Annotated in this window: 13 protein-coding genes; 5 read left to right on the top strand and 8 right to left on the bottom strand. The window is 34.8% G+C overall.

Translation table 11 applies throughout. The annotated features are described in order from the left end of the window. Positions 1–27: 27 nt before the first annotated feature. From GR162_RS06940 to GR162_RS06965, 6 genes are all read right to left on the bottom strand, one after another. The gene (locus GR162_RS06940; RefSeq protein ID WP_160781515.1) at positions 28–2,970 is read right to left on the bottom strand and encodes an Ig-like domain-containing protein; all 2,943 of its coding nucleotides are present in this window, start codon (positions 2,968–2,970) and stop codon (positions 28–30) included. 371 nt (positions 2,971–3,341) lie between these two features. Next, positions 3,342–4,364, bottom strand: coding sequence for an META domain-containing protein (locus tag GR162_RS06945; protein WP_160781516.1), 1,023 nt, complete (start codon positions 4,362–4,364; stop codon positions 3,342–3,344). Between the two features lie 288 nt (positions 4,365–4,652). Continuing rightward, positions 4,653–5,351: a DUF1826 domain-containing protein gene (locus tag GR162_RS06950; RefSeq protein ID WP_160781517.1), complete on the bottom strand. Its 699-nt coding sequence runs from the start codon at positions 5,349–5,351 to the stop codon at positions 4,653–4,655. Positions 5,352–5,467: 116 nt separating this feature from the next. Then, positions 5,468–5,893, bottom strand: a complete 426-nt coding sequence (locus GR162_RS06955; RefSeq protein ID WP_008463566.1) for a hypothetical protein — start codon at positions 5,891–5,893, stop codon at positions 5,468–5,470. Positions 5,894–5,896: 3 nt separating this feature from the next. Further along, positions 5,897–6,589, bottom strand: a complete 693-nt coding sequence (locus tag GR162_RS06960) for a DUF1266 domain-containing protein (protein ID WP_237421305.1) — start codon at positions 6,587–6,589, stop codon at positions 5,897–5,899. Between the two features lie 27 nt (positions 6,590–6,616). Further along, a complete protein-coding gene (locus tag GR162_RS06965; RefSeq protein ID WP_091132175.1) occupies positions 6,617–7,315 on the bottom strand; it encodes a hypothetical protein in 699 nt (232 codons plus the stop codon). Positions 7,316–7,626: 311 nt separating this feature from the next. On the opposite strand from GR162_RS06965, the gene GR162_RS06970 reads away from it, so the two are divergent. Together GR162_RS06970 and GR162_RS06975 are read left to right on the top strand one after the other, a co-directional pair. After that, the gene (locus GR162_RS06970; protein ID WP_160781519.1) at positions 7,627–8,628 is read left to right on the top strand and encodes an SDR family NAD(P)-dependent oxidoreductase; all 1,002 of its coding nucleotides are present in this window, start codon (positions 7,627–7,629) and stop codon (positions 8,626–8,628) included. 66 nt (positions 8,629–8,694) lie between these two features. Beyond that, complete coding sequence (locus tag GR162_RS06975; RefSeq protein ID WP_008463560.1) at positions 8,695–9,498, top strand: AraC family transcriptional regulator; 804 nt, start codon at positions 8,695–8,697, stop codon at positions 9,496–9,498. 9 nt (positions 9,499–9,507) lie between these two features. Here GR162_RS06975 and GR162_RS06980 read toward each other — a convergent pair whose 3' ends face one another. Both GR162_RS06980 and GR162_RS06985 read right to left on the bottom strand, forming a co-directional pair. Continuing rightward, positions 9,508–10,455, bottom strand: a complete 948-nt coding sequence (locus tag GR162_RS06980) for an aldo/keto reductase (RefSeq protein WP_237421306.1) — start codon at positions 10,453–10,455, stop codon at positions 9,508–9,510. Positions 10,456–10,500: 45 nt separating this feature from the next. Next, a complete protein-coding gene (locus tag GR162_RS06985) occupies positions 10,501–11,109 on the bottom strand; it encodes a trans-aconitate 2-methyltransferase (RefSeq protein ID WP_202393913.1) in 609 nt (202 codons plus the stop codon). 634 nt (positions 11,110–11,743) lie between these two features. Between GR162_RS06985 and GR162_RS06990 the strand changes: the two genes are divergently transcribed. From GR162_RS06990 to GR162_RS07000, 3 genes are all read left to right on the top strand, one after another. Continuing rightward, positions 11,744–16,444: a hypothetical protein gene (locus GR162_RS06990; protein WP_160781520.1), complete on the top strand. Its 4,701-nt coding sequence runs from the start codon at positions 11,744–11,746 to the stop codon at positions 16,442–16,444. Positions 16,445–16,518: 74 nt separating this feature from the next. Then, positions 16,519–18,924, top strand: coding sequence for a hypothetical protein (locus GR162_RS06995; protein ID WP_160781521.1), 2,406 nt, complete (start codon positions 16,519–16,521; stop codon positions 18,922–18,924). 71 nt (positions 18,925–18,995) lie between these two features. Beyond that, entirely contained in the window at positions 18,996–20,240 is a 1,245-nt protein-coding gene (locus GR162_RS07000) for a gliding motility-associated C-terminal domain-containing protein (RefSeq protein WP_160781522.1), read from the top strand. Positions 20,241–20,290 lie beyond the last annotated feature (50 nt).

Consider the following 20,290-nt stretch of genomic DNA (forward strand, 5'->3'; position numbering starts at 1 on the left):
GAAGTTCATTTTCTAAATTTTAATCTATCATTTAACAATCAATTTTTTAGAAACATTAAAAGCATTAGAATTAATTGTCAAAATATATATTCCAGCTCCTAAATGATGGCTGATTTTTAAAGATGAACTGATTTTGTTTACCAAAACTTTTCTTCCGCTGCTATCAGTAACTGTTACAGTTGCTGTATCACCTGCTTTCAGTTCTGGCAAAACAATATTAAATTCATTATTAACTGAAGGATTTGGATAAATGCTAACTACAGAATTCTCAACTGTAACTTCAGGAGTATTCACTTTTTTCGATGTCGAAGTGTTTTCAAACTGCCATTGTGCACTTTCCCAATTATTTTGACCTCCAAGATATTGCGCAGAACCATTTAGATTTTCAATATGAATCATCGCTGTTGTCTGCCATCTATTTTTGATTCTTACCCAAGTTGCGTCTACATTTTCAGAAGACCATTGCGCACTCCACCAGCTGGATTGACCTGCTGTACATTGTACTGCACCGGTTAAATTCTCAATATGCATTATATCTCCTGTACCTACATTTTTAATTATATAATAAGTAGCATCGATAGCCACTTTTTCCCATTTATAATTATTGTTTGCCACTGTTGGACCATATCCTACATTGTTTCCGGCATCATATAAATAATTGCCTGTCCATTTGTTTTTAATGGTAAAATAGTTTCCTGTTGCGGTATTTACAGTAATAGCTGCAGTACTCGTTTTATTTCCATCAACTGTAGTTACAGTAATTGTAGCGGTACCTGCTGAAACTGCTGTGACTAATCCTGATGAATTAACCGTTGCTACACCTGTATTGTTTGAAGTATAATTAACCGATTTATTAGTTGCATTTGAAGGCAAAACTGTTGGTGTTAGCTGCTGTGTCCCGCCTACAGCCAATGTTGCTGATGAAGGACTTAAACTCACACTTGTTACGGCCACATTTGATGAATTTACTGTTATTGCAGAAGTCGCGGTTTTATTACCATCCTGAGTCGTTACTGTAATGGTAGCCGATCCCGAAGCAACTGCGGTTACTAAACCTGAACCACTTACTGTTGCAACACCAGTATTATTTGAACTATAACTTACTGTTTTATTGGTGGCATTGGCCGGAGAAACAGTAGGAGTTAATTGCTGTGTTGCGCCAACACCTAGAGTTACTGCTCCTGGCGAAAGCGTTACACCTGAAACCGGAACATTTGTAGTTGAACAGTTTCCGCTCTGCGTCCATGAAAATGTGCCAATTGCACTAATTTCTTCATTAGTTGTGGCATTTCCGCCTCTGTTAGAATAATTCATATTGCAATAGGTTCCATTTCCGCTTGGAGAACCTGCAATAAGTACAAAATAGCCTCTGCCCCAGTTTCTGTTCAATACATTATTATTTGGATATTCTTTACCCGTTCCGTTAACTGTTATGTCTTTAAAAGAAAGATTATAAATACCATCTCCCGATCTTTTACTAATAGAAATTGCATCGTTTCTTGAATCTATAATATCAATGCTGTAAAGCTGAACATTCTTAACCTGACTTCCGGCATTTGTAGCACTAAAAATATCAATTGCCGCCACGGGATTGTTGTAAGTATCATTAAAAGTTCCGCAGGCTGTTATGGTAATATCATGAATTTCGTGCATACCATCGTTGTTAAATGGTGCTCCTGGAAAATTATTACTCACTCTGATTCCTGCTTCCAGATTGTCTTTGATAATTAAATTGTAACCTTTATTATTTTTCCCTCCGTAAATAGCAAGTCCACAAGCGCGCCAACAGTTTTCTGAAGTATTGTATCTAAATGTATTATTGATACATTCGAGTCCGTCAGCAGACCAAATTGCCTGATCGTCGTCTCCGTTGTTTCTAAAATTACAATGTTCTACAATTGAATTCGCTGTTCCTTTGCAAAGATTGATTCCATCAGCATAATTATTTCTAAAACGACAGTGCGATAATGTAAATCCGTCAGCAATTGCTGGTCCACCAGAATTGTATTGCGCAATCCAGGCACCACATTCAAAATGTTCTGCCCAAATGTTTTTAACTATTGAACCACTTGTAAAAACTCCGTTTATTGCTTTATAAGAATTACTTCTCGAAGCTGAATTTGTTGTAAGATATAAATCTGTGAATGAAATGTTGTTCGCATTGGCACGTAATCCTCCATTTAAACTACTGGTGTTGGTAAAATTAATCTGTGTGTACCACATTCCTGCACCAATTAGCGAAGTGTTTGCTGAACCAAAATATAATTCTCGGTTAACATTATAAATCCCAGCTGGAAGAAATATTTTTTTTCCGCCATTTGCATCAATAAAAGTCTGAAGATCGCTTCCGTTTCCAGAGTAAGTTACGGCACCTGCAGGAGCTGTAACAGCTGTTGGCACTGGTTCCATTTCTGCAAAGTCAATATGAACATTACCTGATTCCCTCACCAATTTTAATGTTCCGTTTACGGCAATTTTAGCAGGAAGTTTATAACGCACTTCATCAAAACGCATTCTTGGGTTTTGATTTGTAATTCCGTTATTGTTCGGATTTCCGTTGCTCCACAAATATTCCCAAGACCAAGTTGAAGTCAAAGTAAGCGTTGTAAGCTTTGTGTTGCCATTATAAACCCCAATAGTTCCAGATTGCCCGTCAGGAACACTATAGCGAATTACTAATCCGTCAGCGGCTTCACTAAGCGCCCATTGAACGGTCGCATTTGTGGCAGACATATTCACACACTGCTGATCTGAAGCTTCTGACTGAAGATCGGCCTGACTGTATGATTTTGCAGTAACTGAAGCACCATTAGACAATTGCCCTAAATTTGCTTCGTACCTTTTATAAGGTGCATCATAATAACCGCGCTGGGCATAGGAACCTGAAGCAAAAAGAAGAAAAAAAAACCATAATATAATATGGTAAAATTGAGCTTTTCTCAAAAAAATGAAATGTAATTTGTTTCTCATAAGTCTTGGTTTATTAAATAGTTAGTGCCTTACAAAAGGTCATAACGAAACTATACTTAAAAAAGAAATTAAGGTAAAAGTGGACAAAAAATCAAGATCAATACAATGATTTTGTTATTATAAAAATTTAAAAATCAACCAAATACACTTTTTCTCAAAATAAAAAATCAAGAATCAATATAGATGCAAATTTGATAATTAAGGTCTTGAAAATGAGAATATAAAAAAAACAACCTTATTTTTTAAACAAATCTATTTACTACAAAAACAATAAATTATATCCATAAAAAAACCAGTGAATCAACTTCACTGGTCTTCTAATCATTTTATATAAACTATCATCTCTTTTAAGATGACTTCTAAAACTAAATTTATTTTGTAATGCCAAACATCATGACCAGTTTATCGTTAAGATAAAAATTAAGCGTTTGGTCTGCTACGTCAAAACGCAGGTCTTTATTGCTTAAATAAAATAGCATTTTTTGCTCTGTTTTATTTCCTTCTTCACCAATACATGCCATTAATGTAGCAGCTACTTTATCAAAAGTAATATGATCACCACTAGTTTCGTAAGTTCCAGCAAAGCTGTTACAACCTGTATTTCCACTTACTTTCTTTTCTGATGGATTAAATTTAATAGAAGCTTTTCCGTAATCTTGCCCAACATTTTCTAATGCGATTAGTTTCCAATTATTTTTGGCAATAAAACTCCAAAGTTGGTCTTGAGTTGGAATAGAAAATTCCATAACCACTTTGTTCTTAGTATTTTTAAAGTACACTGTATTGTTTTTCTTTACAATTTTGAATTTTTTGTTGGTTATCGCAGCGTTAAATTCTTTTTCCAATTTCATGCTTTCGTCATTACAAGCCATTAAAGTTCCCATAGGAGAATTGCTCTTGATTTGATTTTTTGAAGAAAGCTTCGTGTATTTTACGTTAAAATTATTACATCCGTTTTTACCGCTTATTGTTCCTGTTTCGTCGTTAATGGTGATAAATGCTTTTCCGCTGTTTATCTTTTTTCCATTTAACTGAGTCAAAATCATTTTGGTGTCATAAATTCCTTTTTCTTTGTTTACAGGGGTTTTAGAAATTATGCTTTTTAGTTTATACTGATATGCAGAAGCGTCAGCAGGAATTGGTTCTGGTCTTTTGGTTCTCGTTACCAGAATCTCATATCGATTTCCTTTTTCAAAATTAAAACCTTCGATATGATCATAAAATAACTGCCATTCTTTGTCATTATCATACTTTACCTGTAAACATTCCATAGGGGCAACGCCCGAACATGGCGCTTTACTTTCTTTCACAAACATTTTTAAACTTTCCTGACCATATGTAAATGTTGACAATAACACTACCACAAAAACATACATACATTTAAATCTTTTCATTTATTTTAATTTTTTAGAACACCGATTAAGCGCTCTGATTATTCAATGATTTTTTTGCAGGCAGGAATTGTGCCACTTTAAAATTAAGAATGCTTTTAACGTTTTTTTATCAGCGCTGAATTCCGTTTTTTCTATAATAATAAAAGTACTATATATTGATAATCAGTTTTTTTGTTTCAGAAGAACAAAAAATCTTCTTTGTATTACATTTAAGAATATTTTGATAGGATTTTTACATGTATTTACATTGAACTGACATATCTGGAAATGCATTCTCGTTAAAACTGTCTAACAAATCAGCAACAGTCGATATTCTCCATCATTTTCTACAGGCGCTCTATGCACACAAGGCAGTACTTCTTGCTTTGGATGATCTACAGCCAAGCGCCAAAGATGTCCTAAACCTAAATTAATAGGTTTTGCATTTTCATGCAGCTGATAATGCAAATCAAAGTAATTTTCTTTTAAAAAGTCTTCAAACTCCTCTTCTGTTCCATCATGCAATTCTTTGAGTTTTGCTCTAATTTCTGGAATTAAGATTTTTTGTTCTACTTGCGAATTAGCCACAATATCGCTTGCCGCTCCGTGATAGGTGCATAAAAAAGTGTCGGTTGCAATGGGTGAACGGTCTACGTGAAACGAATACACATCGGTCGAAATGAAATCAAATTCATCATCGCGTTCGTAACATTTCAGTAAATTTAGCGAAGGCGAAGCTCCAAAATCGGCTAATAATTGCAAATCATTTAAGATTGTTTCTCTCGCTATATTTCCCTTTTCTGAGAGGTGAAGCGCCATCAGATCTTCTGGAGAAACTTCGGTTATATTTTCTTTTAAAGACAGCTTGGCTACAATTTCTTTAAAATCGCCATCCAAATTTCTCTTCCAGCATAACGCATTCCTTTCTCCTTTGAAATCGGTATGCACTAGTTCAGAAAAGGTTGGCACCACTCCTATTTGACTATTTTCAGAAAATGTATTGCTCATAGTAAAATAATAAGAAGCTAATGGCTTCCTTATCTTACAAAATTATGCAATAGCGGGCAGTTGAAAAATATTTTGCAGAGGCTTTTTAGATAATAGTTTTCTATGACTGCTTTTTTTTATCCTTGGGATATAATTGCAGATATTACAATCGCAATCGATATTACCAAAACAGGCACAATAGAAAGTAAAATAGTATAGAATAATTCTTCTTGAAAAATGCCAATACTACATGAAGATTTGCGGTCAGCTAAAATGACGTAATTCAATAAAACCCAAATTGGAATAAAGATTATCAGCTCAATTACGCTTTTTAAATAGATCTTTTTAATAAAAGAAAATACCAAAAACACTATTGCTAAGAAAACGGCCGTCAGTAGAGACGCTAAATACACATTTTCAACAAAAGAACAATCTAAAAAACCCAATGATATTCTTTCAGAAAAATTTCCCATCGACCAGCAAATCTCCATATAAGTAATTGTAAAAAGTATTGCCCCCACCAATACTTTTTTCTTTAAACCCCGAACTATTTTATTCGGCATCCTTTAGAGATATGTTTTATTCTTAAGCGGACTATTATCATTAGTAAGCAAGTCATTTGCAATCTGTATCATTCCGCTGTTGTTTGAACCGCCCCAAACGGCTCTTCCAAAAATATAGCTCGTGGTGTATTCTTTCCAAGTAGTACAGTATTTCTTCAAATCGGTGTGGCATTTTTCTAAATATTCTTTGAGTTCATTTTCTGAAAGATAACCCAAATCGTAACAGCAACGCGCTAAGAAAGCACCTCTTCCGTAATTCCAGCCACTGTCTTTTGTCTTTTTTATTTGAGAAAAATCCGTGATGATGTTTTGTTCCATTAGTTCTGGAACCGTATTATTAAGCTGTCTAAATAAATCTATATAATGTTCAAAAAAGCCTTCTTCTTTTGGCAGATTAGATTTTAAAATGTCCACATAATTTTCGCTATCCTCAAATGCTCGGTAAACGATTTCCATATTTTCGTCTTGGTTTCTGTCGTGCAGATTTTGCAGCACTTCAATAGCTTGCTCTCTATTATAGATTCCCCAATACTCTTCAGCCAATGTGACAATATCAGATCTATTCAAACCTGTTTCATAAGAATTCAAGTAAGCCGACTGCTGTTCTGCATACATGGAGCCAACAAGCAAATGATCTAATAAATAGCCTCTTACAGCATTTTGATTATTTAATCTAAGGCTTTGAAATGAATTCAAAATTTTTGAAAAGAATCCCATAACTCTTTATGCTACTTTTAAATGAGGAACTTTGTTTTGTAAAATATCGAGAAATCTTTCGCCAACTATTTGATATTTGGCTCTAGTTTCCAATTGTTTTTTCAAGTTCAGCATATCTTCGGGAGCAGTTACATAATTTAGCCTATCATGAATTTCAAGCGACAACGGACTTCCGTCAATATAAAAAGTGATGACGTGTGTTTTTGGCAAGTATTCTTCTGAAGATTTAGAATAAACGCCCAATTGCGATTTCAAAACGCCTCCATATTCAAGTTTAGCATCTTCAATTCTGAAATTATCAAAAACAATATGCTCGTCTAATTCGCCCACCGTATTGGTAGTAAAGAAATGCAAATCGTTTCCGCTCAAAACCCAAAAACAATCTGTTTCTACTCTTCTCAGTTTTACACCAATGGTAGATAATGCAGCATTTTTTAGACCATCGGTAACAATTTCTTGAACTTTACTGCTTGTAGATTGTGGCACAGATGCAGAAGTAAATGCATCTATAGCTTTACCTTTCATCCAATGCTTTAATTGTGAAAAATCATTAGCCAATAATTCTTGTTTGTATTGGTCATATTTTGTTCGTTCAAAATTTAAATCAATTTCTCCTTTTGCAGTCTTGTGTTTCTTATTTACATAAATCATAAAAACTATGCCTGCAATTACCAATACAATTGGAATAAAAATTAATGTGCTCATGCTTTTTTTGTTTGATTAATTTGGTTTTAGATATTTTGCTGGGTTTACTGTTATCTCAAAGCAAAACGATATTTCAAGACAAATTTTAGAAAAAAGAAAATGAGAATTTAAGCAGATATAAATTCGCTTGAAACGATTAGATATACGCAAATACTTTTTATAAATCCGTTTTTAATTACTTGACATTTTGGCGCAGAAATTTTTAATCACGCTTTAAACGACATTTTGAACAAAGTAAATTGACTTTTTAAGCAAAGTCAGACCTCCAAAGTGTGCCTTACTTTGCATCATAACTTTTAATAATTAAAAAAATGATACAGAACAATTATCAAGGAGCATTACAACAGCCGCTCAATTCAGGATTTAATGCATCGTCAACAACCATTGATGTAATCAAAGGAATTAGTCTTGAGGGAAAAAATGTAATTGTGACAGGCGGAAATGCAGGCATAGGTCTTGAAACCACCAAAACACTTGCAAATGCGGGCGCGACAGTAATCGTAGCTGCAAGGGATATTGAAAAAGCTAAGAATAACTTGAAAGGCATAAAAAATGTAGAAATCGAAGCAATGGATATTATAGATCCTGATTCTATTACCTCGTTTGCAGATAAATTTATCTCGTCAGGAAGAGCTTTGCATTTGCTTATAAATAATGCTGGGATTATGTGGGTTCCTTTACGCAGAGACAGTCGCGGAATCGAATCGCAATTGGCTACGAATTACTTAGGGCAATTTCATTTGACGCTAAAGCTTTTTTCTGCGCTTAAAAAAGCCAACGGCGCAAGAGTCATTAATGTATCTTCACTTGGACATCATATGTCGCCTTTCAACTTTGAAGATCCTAATTTTCTTCATCGCGAGTATGAAACTTTACAAGCGTACGGACAGTCAAAAACGGCATGCAACTTATTTTCTCTTGAGCTGGACAATCGTATAAAAGCTTACCATATAAGAGCTTACTCGCTTCATCCTGGCTCAATTGGAGGCACAGAACTAGGAAGAGAAGCATCAGTAGAATTATTTCAAAAAATGGGTTTCTTAGATGCAGAGGGCAATATGCTTCCTGAAGTTGCTGCCAGATTAAAGTCAATACCGCAAGGCGCAGCCACAACTATATGGTGCGCCACAAGTCCTTTACTGGACCATATTGGAGGTGTTTATTGTGAAGATGCGGATATTGCTCCATTAGCATCAGAAGAAAGCATCGGAATATATGGTGTCCAACCCTATTCTTTAGATGAAACCAATGCTAAAAAATTATGGGATTTAAGTGAACAAATGACTGGGGTGTCCTTAGCCTCTGCAAACTAATATGGGTTTTGAACAAAAAGAAATGATACTTTCTATCTTTGCAATCATAAATTAATCAAATCAATTATGGATCACATATCAAGATATTTAACTCCGGAAATTAAACTTTCCTGCTATGAGGACAAATTCTTTAAATCAGATATCATGTTTGATGATCATATGCTCATTTGGTTTATCTCTGGTGAAACAAAAATTATACAATATGATGCCTCCTTTCTTTTTAAGAAAGGAGATATCTTTTTAATACCAAGAAACCAGCTTGCAACTATAATCAATTATCCCTCAAACGGAGAACCACACAAAACAGTTGTAATGCACCTTTCCGTTGAACGGCTAAAAAAATTTTATCAGAATATCGAACTTGTAAAGAAACCGATACCTGAAAATAAAATTTATAGTTTTAATAATCATCCTTTGTTAGAAAGCTGTCTGGCTTCACTTGTGCCTTATTTTGATTTGAAAAGCCATTTCTCAGAAGATTTGGCTTCTTTAAAAATAACCGAAGCTCTAAGCATTTTAAGAGCAATCGACAAAAATGTTGACAATGTACTCGCTAATTTTGATGAACCAGGAAAAATCGATCTAATTGGTTTTATGGAACGTAATTTTATGTTTAACATGCCTTTGGAAAAACTAGGCTATCTTACCGGTCGCAGTTTGTCAACATTCAATAGAGACTTTAAAAAGCACTTTAATACTACTCCTCAAAAATGGCTCACTCATAAAAGACTGGAATTGGCCTATTATCAATTGGCAGAAAAAAAGAAAAAGCCAATCGATGTGTATCTTGAAGTAGGTTTCGAAAACTTATCTCATTTCTCATACGCGTTTAAAAAACTATATGGCATTTCTCCCAAGCAGCTGATTTAAAAAGCATCTTTAACTCCATTCTGGAAATTGAGTTCTATTTAAATCCAATTTTTCAATCGCTTTCATATCAGCATCATCAAGCTTGAAATTGAATATATCTAGATTCTCTATAATATGGGCTTTTTGAGAAGATCTCGGAATAGCAACAATACCACGCTGGTAATGCCATCTTAGACTAACTTGGGCAGTAGTTTTACCATGCTTTTTAGCTATTTGAGTTAATGTTTCATTTGTAAAAAGACCATTGCGCCCTTCTGCAAAAGGTGCCCATGCCTGCATCTGTATAGTATGCTGCTTTAGCACTTTATAATCATTGGACTGCTGAAAATAAGCATGAGTTTCTATCTGATTCACAACTGGTTTTACCTGTGCATAAGACAATAGATCGGCCAACTGTGCAGGATCAAAATTGCTTATGCCAATAGCTCTGATTTTTCCTGCTTTGTAGAGTTCTTCCATTGCTTTCCAAGATCCTTTTACATCGCCTCTCGGACGGTGTATTAGATATAAATCCAGATATTCCACCTGCAATTTTCTTAGTGTTTCTTCAAAACCCTTTTTTGCATTTTCATAACCCGCATCATCAACCCAAAGTTTTGAGGTAACAAAAAGCTGCTTTCTGTCAATGCCACTTTGTTTTATAGCTTTGCCTACCTCTATCTCATTTCCATACACTTTTGCAGTATCAATAAGGCGATAACCTGCAGATATAGCTTCAACGACAGATTTTTGACAGATCTCACCACTCAGCCCATAAGTTCCAAACCCGAGCATAGGCATCTTTAGACCATTATTCAGTTTAACATCTGGAATGCCTTTAGGCTCTTTATCCATCAAGACATTTCCGAACAGTTTAGGCATACCTAAAATACCTAAGTAAATTCCAGCTGTCGCTAATGAACTATTTTGTAAAAACTTGCGTCGGCTTATTTCGTTTTTTTGGTTTTCAGAATTCATATTTTTGGTACATTAATCAATTCGTAATCAGCTAAAAGTAATATATTATTTTCTAAAAACGCCAAATATAAAGTTCTGAATAGTTTCAAAAGGAGTTTTATGATCAATTGTAAAAGAATGCACCAATTGAAAGTTTGATTTAAACCGTTCTGCCAAAGATTTCTCAGAATATTGTCTGATTTCGATTCCGCTGCATTTTGTTGGTCCTGTTTCAGAAAAAGTACCAATTGTCAAAATTCCATTTTTGTTTATTCCTTCACTGGCAATCTGGAGATATTTCAGAATATCTTTTTCTTCTGTTAAAAAATGAAATGCAGCGCGATCGTGCCAAAAATCATATTTATGAACTGGTTTGAAATCTGTTATGTCAGATACGATCCAATTTACTTTTTCAGCTTCTTTTCCTAAACGGTTTTGGGCTTTTGCAATTGCTTCTTTAGAAATATCTAAAACAGTTATGTCTGAATAACCCAATTTCAGAAGTTCGTCAACCAAAAAGCTGTCACCGCCTCCAATATCAATAATTTTAGCTTGAAAGGGAATATTATATTGCTTAAATAGATCTAATGAAGTCTGAGGAACTGGCTGATACCAGCTAACTTCTGTCAGATCTTTTGTTTGATATATATTTTCCCAATGTTTCTTTCTATCCATTCGTGCAATCTTTAGTTCACTAATTCTTTTCTAAAATCTCATCAATTGTCTCAATAGCATAGAGATCCTGTTAAAAAAATTAAAGATATAATAAGAAAAATAAAAACTTGTTGCCAATTAATTTAAATATTCAATAGAGCCTCCTATAACCAAAATATTCTTCTTTTTTCCTCTTATCGAACATGTATTCAAACATTTAGTAAAACTAAAATCAACGTTTAAAAGTATTTTTTTATCGACAAAACCAACTAAAAATCTAAAAATAACATTCTTTTCTTACTATTTTTATTGTTGCAAAAAACCAAAACGTGTTTCAAATTATAATTTGCAACCATATTTTTAGGATTTTCCAAATTCCAAAACTTTGTCGCAAAAGCAGTCTATTGATGCGATTACTGTAATTGAAAGCCAATAAAAAACAGGCGTCTTCACAAAAAACATAAATATAATCCTATTTTTATTTAACATTTACACATATGTAAATTTCCTACCTTTATCAAACCTTTCGTAAGATTCTTTCACACTTCTATCCGCCTTCTCTTGGTTGATTTTTTATACTGCATCATTTTATATTCCCTGAATTTAGAAAAATCTGCTTTAAGCGGAGCTATTGCACAATTTAAAATATTTAAAAATGAAAAAAACATTACTCCTTACAACATTTATTTTTTGTTTTCTGAGTTCAATTCATGCTCAGGTGGGTATTGGAACACCGATGCCTAACGCTTCTTCTCAATTAGAAGTCGTTGCTACTAATAAAGGTATATTAATTCCTAAAATTAGTTTAACAGGATCAACTGATACCACTACAATAACAAATGGCAACGTTAACAGTCTATTGGTATTTAACACTTCTACTATTTCGGACATTAAACCAGGGTATTACTACTGGTATGATAACAAATGGAATAGAATTGTAATATCAAATGAAGTAACAGCAAATCCAGGAACTGTTATTTACAACCCAAACAATCAGCAGTTTACTTACATAGACGCTTCTGGAAATCCACAAATTATAGACATAAGCACTATTGTAAAAGCTAATGAAACCATTACATCCCTTGTCAATAACGGTGGAGGTTCATACACTTACACTAATGAAGCTGGAACGGCAGTTAATATTAATGTGGTTGGAGATGTAACATCTAATTTTAGCATTATTGCAAATAACCCTTCAGTAACCAATATTATTGAGGATATTGTAAGTAAAACGGAAGGCAATGTGTTTTTTGATTCTACTACAAATCAGTTTACTTATGTAGATGCTTCTGGAAACACTCAAATAGTAGACATTAGTACTATTGTAAAAGCTAATGAAACCATTACATCTCTTGTGGATAATGGCGGAGGGTCTTACACTTACACTAATGAAGCTGGAACAGCGGTAAATATTGATGTGGTAGGAGATGTCATATCTAATTTCAGCACTATTGCAAATACTCCTTCAGTAACTACTATTATTCAAGATATAGTAAATAAAACTGACGGTAATGTATCTTTTAACTCGACTACAAATCAGTTTACTTATATAGATGCTTCTGGAAATACCCAAATAGTAGATATCGGTACTATTGTAAAAGCAAATGAAACAATTACTACACTAGAAAAAGATCCTTCTAATAACGGGCAATATACTTATACAAGCGAAAATGCCACAACAACCAAAATTGATGTTGTGAGTGATGTAATAAATAATTCGTCAGTAATTTTAAATAATCCGGCTTTTATTACAGACATCACAACTATTATTAAAAATAATGAAACACTAACAAGTCTAGTGTATAATGGAGCTGCAAACACTTTAACTTATACAGATGAAAAATCAGTGCCAAATGTAATTAACTTGCTTGATCTGGTTGGCGATGCAGAAACCCAAACGACCTTAGTTTATGATCAGGCAGCTAAAACTTTAACGTATAATGGTGAAAGCGGAACTCCTACCGTAATTAATTTAGTAGATTTAGTTGGAGATTCTGAAACAGTAACTATTCAAAGTCAAAATCTCACAACGGGAGTAATTACTTATACTAATGAAGCTGGAGTAGCTGCAACTGCACAAGTCACAAGCACTGATGCTGGCAATATTTTAACCGTTGGTACAGATGGTGGAAGTTTACTAACTCCAACTGCTATTACAAACGCAACTACAGTATCCAACACATCTGCAGTAAATAATTTGACAACAACCGTAAACGGCGTAACTGGAACTGCCGTTCCAATTATTAACACTAACGAAACATCATTAAATGGTGGAAATTTGATTACGACGATAAATGGTGTTGCAAGTGCACCATTAGATTTAACACAAATTATTACAGCAGCAACCACAAATTCTTTAAGCCTAGCAGGCAATACTTTAACTTCTACTGTAAATGGAGCAACAGCAACCTCAGACGCCGTTAGCGGTGTTTCCAATGCTTCGGCAATAAATACTTCGACGGTAACGGTAAATGGCATTACCAGTGCAGGCGCTCCTATTATCAATAGCAATCAAGCATCATTAGCAGGAACCAGTTTGACTACGACAGTCAATGGAGTCGCCAGTTCTGCGCTAGACTTAGCTCCAGCAATTAAAGCAGGTGAAACAATAACTACTATAACTCCAATAGTCAATTCAGGAAACATTATTGCAACTTATACTAATGAGGCTGGTGGAATTCCTGTTGAAATTCAACAATCTGTTACAAAACAAATTCAAGATCCAGTAACAGGGATTATTTCTTTTATCAATGAAGAAGGCTTTGCTTCTGGGGCAAACGTTATTAGCGCAGATCCTGCCAACTTAATCACTGTAGGACCCGATGGCGGTGCTTTACTGACTCCTACTGCACTTACTGCGGCAACAACTGTTTCGAATACAAGTTCTGCAAATAGCTTAAATACAACTGTAAATGGTGTTACAGGAACTTCAGTACCAATCATCAATACTAATGATGTTTCATTAAATGGAACAAATTTAACAACAACAGTGAATGGCGTTGCCAGCACCGCGGTTGATCTGACTCCTGCCATCGCAGCAGGCACGACCAACGCTTTAAACCTTTCTGGCAATACTCTGACCTCGACTGTTAATGGAATATCAGCGACCTCAGACGCTGTTAGCGGTGTTTCCAATGCTTCTTCAATAAATACTTCGACTGTAACTGTAAATGGTATTACCAGTGCAGGCGCCCCTATTATTAACAGCAATGAAGTTTCATTAGCAGGAACAAATCTGACTAGTACTGTCAATGGAGTTCCTAGTACCGCAGTAGATTTAACTCCAGCTATAACAGCAGCAACAACCAATACTTTGACAGCAGTAAATGGCAATTTAATCTCAACAGTAAACGGAGTTGCCACAGCTCCTCCTGTTCCTATTCTAATATCGGCAGATAATGGATTAACAGCTGCAAATGGTAATGTACAATTGGGAGGAACTCTTATTGCTCCAACCACAATAGCCACAGATTTTGCAAATACTTTATCTATAACAGGTTTAATGCATGGAACTCCAATGGATGAAATTTTGGTTACAGATCCAGGTGGAGGATTTCTAAGAACCATTAAGGCTGAAGAATTAAATTTTAATAACTGGAACATTAACGGTAATTTTGGAACTATAGCACAATTTCATTTTTTAGGAACACGAGATGACGTAGATTTAGTTTTTAGAAGAAATTTTATAGTATCAGGAAAACTTGAAATTAATAATACTTCGTTTGGTGTAAATGCTTTTAATAATAATCCAACTGGACAATTTAATGCGGCATTTGGTACTTCGGCACTTCTTGAAAATACGACAGGAAATAATAATACAGCAGTAGGATACAACTCGCTTACCGTAAATGCTACAGGAAGCAACAATACTGCTGCGGGATCTGAGGCAGGATCTTTAAACGCTTCAGGCTCTGGAAATACCTTTATTGGAAACAATGCCAACCCAAGTGGTGGAGCAATTGTAAACAATGCTACAGCAATTGGTAATAATTCAAAAGTTGCCACTGATAACAGTTTGGTCCTAGGCGGAATAGATGCTGATGCCGTAAATGTCGGTATTGGTACTGATGCACCTACAAATACGATTCACATTAAGCCTGTAACAGGAGTCGATCCTATTCGTGCAGAAGGTTTGCAAGTCAGTGTATCAGGAACAGATAACGTTGTTGTTGCAGATGCTTCTGGCGTTTTTAGAACAATAGCACCTAGTGCTTTAATTCCTGCTACAACAGTATCAAACGGCTCCTCACTAAATACCCTAACCACAACTGTAAATGGAGTAACAGGAACTGCAGTAAATATTATAAACAGCAATACAACATCTCTTACAGGCGCGACATTAAACACAGCAGTAAATGGAGTTGCAAGCACCGCTCTGGACTTGAGTCCAGCAATAAAGGCGGCCGAGACTTTAACAACTTTAACGCCTGTTGTGACTACAGGAAATACTATTGCAACTTATACTAATGAAGCTGGCGGAACTCCAATTGAGGCTAAAGAAACTATTACTTCTTTAAAAGATGTGGTAACACAAATAACAGATCAGTTTGGTCAGGTGTTTGATTTACATACTTTGACCTACACAGACGAAACAAATACACCAAACCCTATTGATTTATCTGTTTTGGTAAAAGGAGTTGAAACTTTAACCTCTTTAGTATACGATGGAGCAAATCATTCTTTGATTTATAGTGATGAACATGGAAATGCTACAGAATTTAAAATGGTTGATTTAATTGGTGAATCAGAGACACTAACTTCTTTACAAGTAAATGCTGCAACTGGAACACTAGATTACACAGATGAAAATAAAGTGTTAACACAACTGGATTTAGGGGCTGCAGTAAAAGAACCTTGGTACAGTACCACCACCCATATTGGAGCCACACTAAATACTGAAGATATTTATACCAATGGATGGGTAGGTATTGGATATACGACCGCATCTGGTGCACCAAATGAGAAATTAAGAGTTAACGGTGCGATCTCCACAGTAAACACCTATTATGCCGATTATGTTTTTGAGGATTATTTCAAAGGAAAATCTGAAATCAAAGCTGATTATAAATTTAAACGTCTGCCAGAAATTGAAGATTACATTAAAAAATACAATCACCTTCCAGGAATTACTCCTATAAACAAGCTTGAAAAAACAAAAGAAGGATACGCATTTAATATGTCTGAATTATCAATTCAGCTATTAGAAAAAACAGAAGAAGTCTATCTGCACATTATAGAGCAGAATAAAGCAATTGAAGCAAAAGACAAAGAAATTAAAGAATTGAAAGAAGCTTCAAAAGCAATGAATTTACGTCTTGAAAAACTGGAAAAGCTAATAGCTGAAAAGAATAATTAATGCCATTTCTTAAGTTTTAGAAATTCTAAATAATAAATGGCAACAAATACCATACATACTTAAATACTAAGATTATGAAAATAACATTATATAAAACCAAGAAAAATATATTTGCAGTATGCTTTACTTTGTTTAATCTTGTTTGTCTTACGGCTCAGGTAAACAGTACTAAAATAAAAGATGGAACTGTAAGTACCAGTCCAGAAAAAGCAAAGCCAGGTGCAATTTTCGAACTGGAAAGCAACAATAAAGGGATGCTAACTTCAAGATTAACCACTGCCCAAAGAGACGCAATACCAACTGCTAATCTAACAGATGGATTATTAATTTATAATATAACAACAGGATGTTTTGATTATTGGAGTACGATTCAAAATATATGGCTAAGTATCTGTGGTACTCTGCCTCCCGCAGTCTTTGAAATTTCCACAGCACAATGTGGCGAAGTACAAGCTTTTGGCTCTTATAGAAGTGGCCAGATCCTTATTGCCTCAAATTATCTTACAGTTCCAGTTACCGTAACACAACCAGGTGTCTATAGTGTTTCGGCAACTACAACTAATGGATATTATTTTGGCACAAACGGAACTTTTCCAACTGCTGGAACTTACACTTTGAATCTGCCTGCTACGGGAACTCCAAATAATGGAACTGCAGTTGGAGATCCAGGCGATCCTGTAACTATTACATTAAATGGAAAAGCTAGTAGTTGTATCCCACATATTCCTGTGGCGCCTGCAGATGTTGATTATGTAATCAATTGTGGCGTTATAAATCCGTTGGGGAATTATTATATTGGAATTCCTTTAACACCTGCAAATAAAATTACTGTAAGCGTAAACCCTACGGTATTAGGTTTTTGGAGTATGAATACAAATACAGTAAATGGATACTCTTTTAGCGGTACAGGAACATTTACGTCTTTAACGCCAAACCAAACCGTTGAGCTTTTAGGAACAGGTACTCCAGATGCATCAGGGACAAATAATTTTAATCTTGTCTCTAACGCAACTACACAGGCAACAGCCTCATGTACAGGTATTCCAGTTACAGTACAAGCGGTAGCGTATACAATTGATTGTGGCACAGCAACACAAAACGGAACCTATCTTCAAGATGTTCCTTTGACGGCACTAAATACTATAACATTACCTATAAATGTAACAGCAACTGGACAGACCACGATTACTACCACAACCGCTAACGGAATAACCTTTACATCGGGATTAATAAATTTATCTACTCTAGGAGCACAAAATATTACATTAACAGGCTCTGGAACACCAACAGCTCCGGGAACTACTGCTTTAACGGTTTCAGGAACTCCAGGAGCCTCGGCAACATGCACATTAAATGTAACGATTGGTGCACAACCTGTAACGTATACTACAAATTGTGCCGGAATTACAACTTCTGGTAGTTATGCGCCTGGTGTCGCAATGACAGCAACAAATACCATGACAGTTCCTGTAAATGTAACCTATATAGGCGCTTATACCATTACAACAAATATAGTAAACGGAATCAGTTTTTCGGCGTCTGGGACATTTAGTTCAGTTGGTTCTCAAAACGTAATAATGACGGCAACGGGAACACCAACTTCGGGAGGAACTTTTTCGTATGGAATAACAGCCAATAGTACCAATGCAGGTATCTCTTGTAATAAAAGCATTACATTTACTTATCGAACTATGTTCGTTTTAGGGCTTGGAGGGGGAGTTTATCAGCCAGGCTCATCAGGAACTGCAAACTCTGCTAGAGCGATTTTAGTCTCAAGTACAAATTTTGGACCTTTAGGAACTGTACCAATCCAAGGCTTTACAATAATTAACGGAGCTTATAATTATGGTAACTCGCTTAAAAATTTAATTAATACAAATAAAATTGATATTGTAGTAATTGGATATAATTATGTTCCTGATGCAGCGACAATTACAGTTCTAAACGATTTTGTTAAAAATAAGAAAGGAGTATTGTTACATACTCAAGAAAGCGACACAGGAGGTACTGCAAATCTAATTAATACTATTTGTGATTCATCTACTGCAACTATTAGTTCCACAGGAACTACCTATACAAATCCAGTTTTAAATGTATTTGATCCACTTGTTGAAGGGCCTTTCGGTGATCTTAAAGGATTAAATCTAGGGAGTGACGTGAATAACTCTTATTATGCAACAGGATTGCCTACTAATGTTACACCTCTGTCTACCCAAAATGGAAATGCAACTAGAATTTTTTCGTTTAAACACAATACTTTAGGATATATGTTTGCAGGAGATTCAGGATGGACAGCCGGCGATGCAACAAATACTTCTACAACTATTTATCCTGCAAAAATGACTTCTACAGGACTTCCGTTATCCAAAGCATATGATTCAGGAGTCACTGTATATAATAGTATCTTCTATGCAAATACAATGGCCTGGGCCATTAAATATGTGCAAGATAATATTAACGCCAATTATATTATTCCTTAAAGTAAATGGAATCTAGATCTCTTTTGTCTCAACAAAAAATCTAAAATATCTATATATCTAAATGCTGGATCATGATAAAAAATTATATAAAAACAAGCATTTTAGCCCTATTTATGGGAAAAACTGTCGCACAGACTGTTAATATTGGAGATTTGGCAGTTGCTCCAAATACGCAGCTCTCAACTTTATTTGATTTTGATAACAAGCCAAGTGGTAACTTATTAATTGACGGTAATTTTATTGCTTATGCAAATTTTAACAATGATGGATTAGTTACTTATAGTAATCTCAGTAATGGAAAAACTTTTTTCATAGGTACGCAGCAACAGTTTATTTCAGGTACCGAAATTGCGCATTTTCAAAATATAGTTTTTGAAAATACATCAGACTTAGTTCCTTTTCATCTCAAAACTGCTATTGAAGTGGGCAAAAATGTCGAATTTAAAAAGGGAATAGTTGATGGCGACAGTTATAACGGGAGAATGATTTTTGGTCAAAATGCTTTCCATACTGATGCCAGCAATTTGAGTTTTGTTGATGGGAAAGTAGAAAATATAGGAAATCTAGATTTTGAATTCCCAGTTGGAGACCAATATTACTTTAGACCCTCCTATCACGATAAGGGAGCGAATATAAACAATATTTATACCACCCAATACTTTTTTCAAAATGCAGGGAATCAGCATCCTTATACGAGCAAAGATGAAACGATTATATCTATTGATGAAGCCGAATATTGGAACTTAACCCAAGATCAAGGTTCAGAGAATATTGTATTAAGCCTTACTCTAGACAAAAATACAACTCCTGCTTCTTTTTTTGAAGAAAATCCAGATACACAACTAGCAATAGTCCGTTGGGATGATAGTGTCAAAAAATGGGTAAACGAAGGCGGAGCAACAACTGATCTTTTAACAGGAGCTAACTATTCTAAACTAATTGCAACACAAGTTGATGGATATGGGCTTTTTACAATCGCTATCGTAAAAAAAACAATCAATCCTGATTCAGATCTAATTATTTATAATGCTGTATCTCCTAATGGCGACGGAATTAATGACAGTTTCTATATTAAAGGAATTGATAAATATCCAGATAACCGAGTAGAAATATACAATCGTTGGGGAGTAAAAGTATTTGATGCCTCATCTTACAACGAAAGTGACGTAATGTTTAAAGGATATTCTGATGGGCGAAGCACAGTAAAAAGAGGTGAAGGACTTCCAGCGGGAACGTATTTTTATGTTTTAAAATACAACAAAAACAATACACTAATTGAAAAAACTGGTTACTTATATATTACGAATGATAATTAAGGTTAGTCAAAAAAAACTTAATGGCTATATGATACTTAATATCACACACT

It is taken from the genome of Flavobacterium sp. HBTb2-11-1, from assembly GCF_009826975.1.
Classification (GTDB): domain Bacteria; phylum Bacteroidota; class Bacteroidia; order Flavobacteriales; family Flavobacteriaceae; genus Flavobacterium.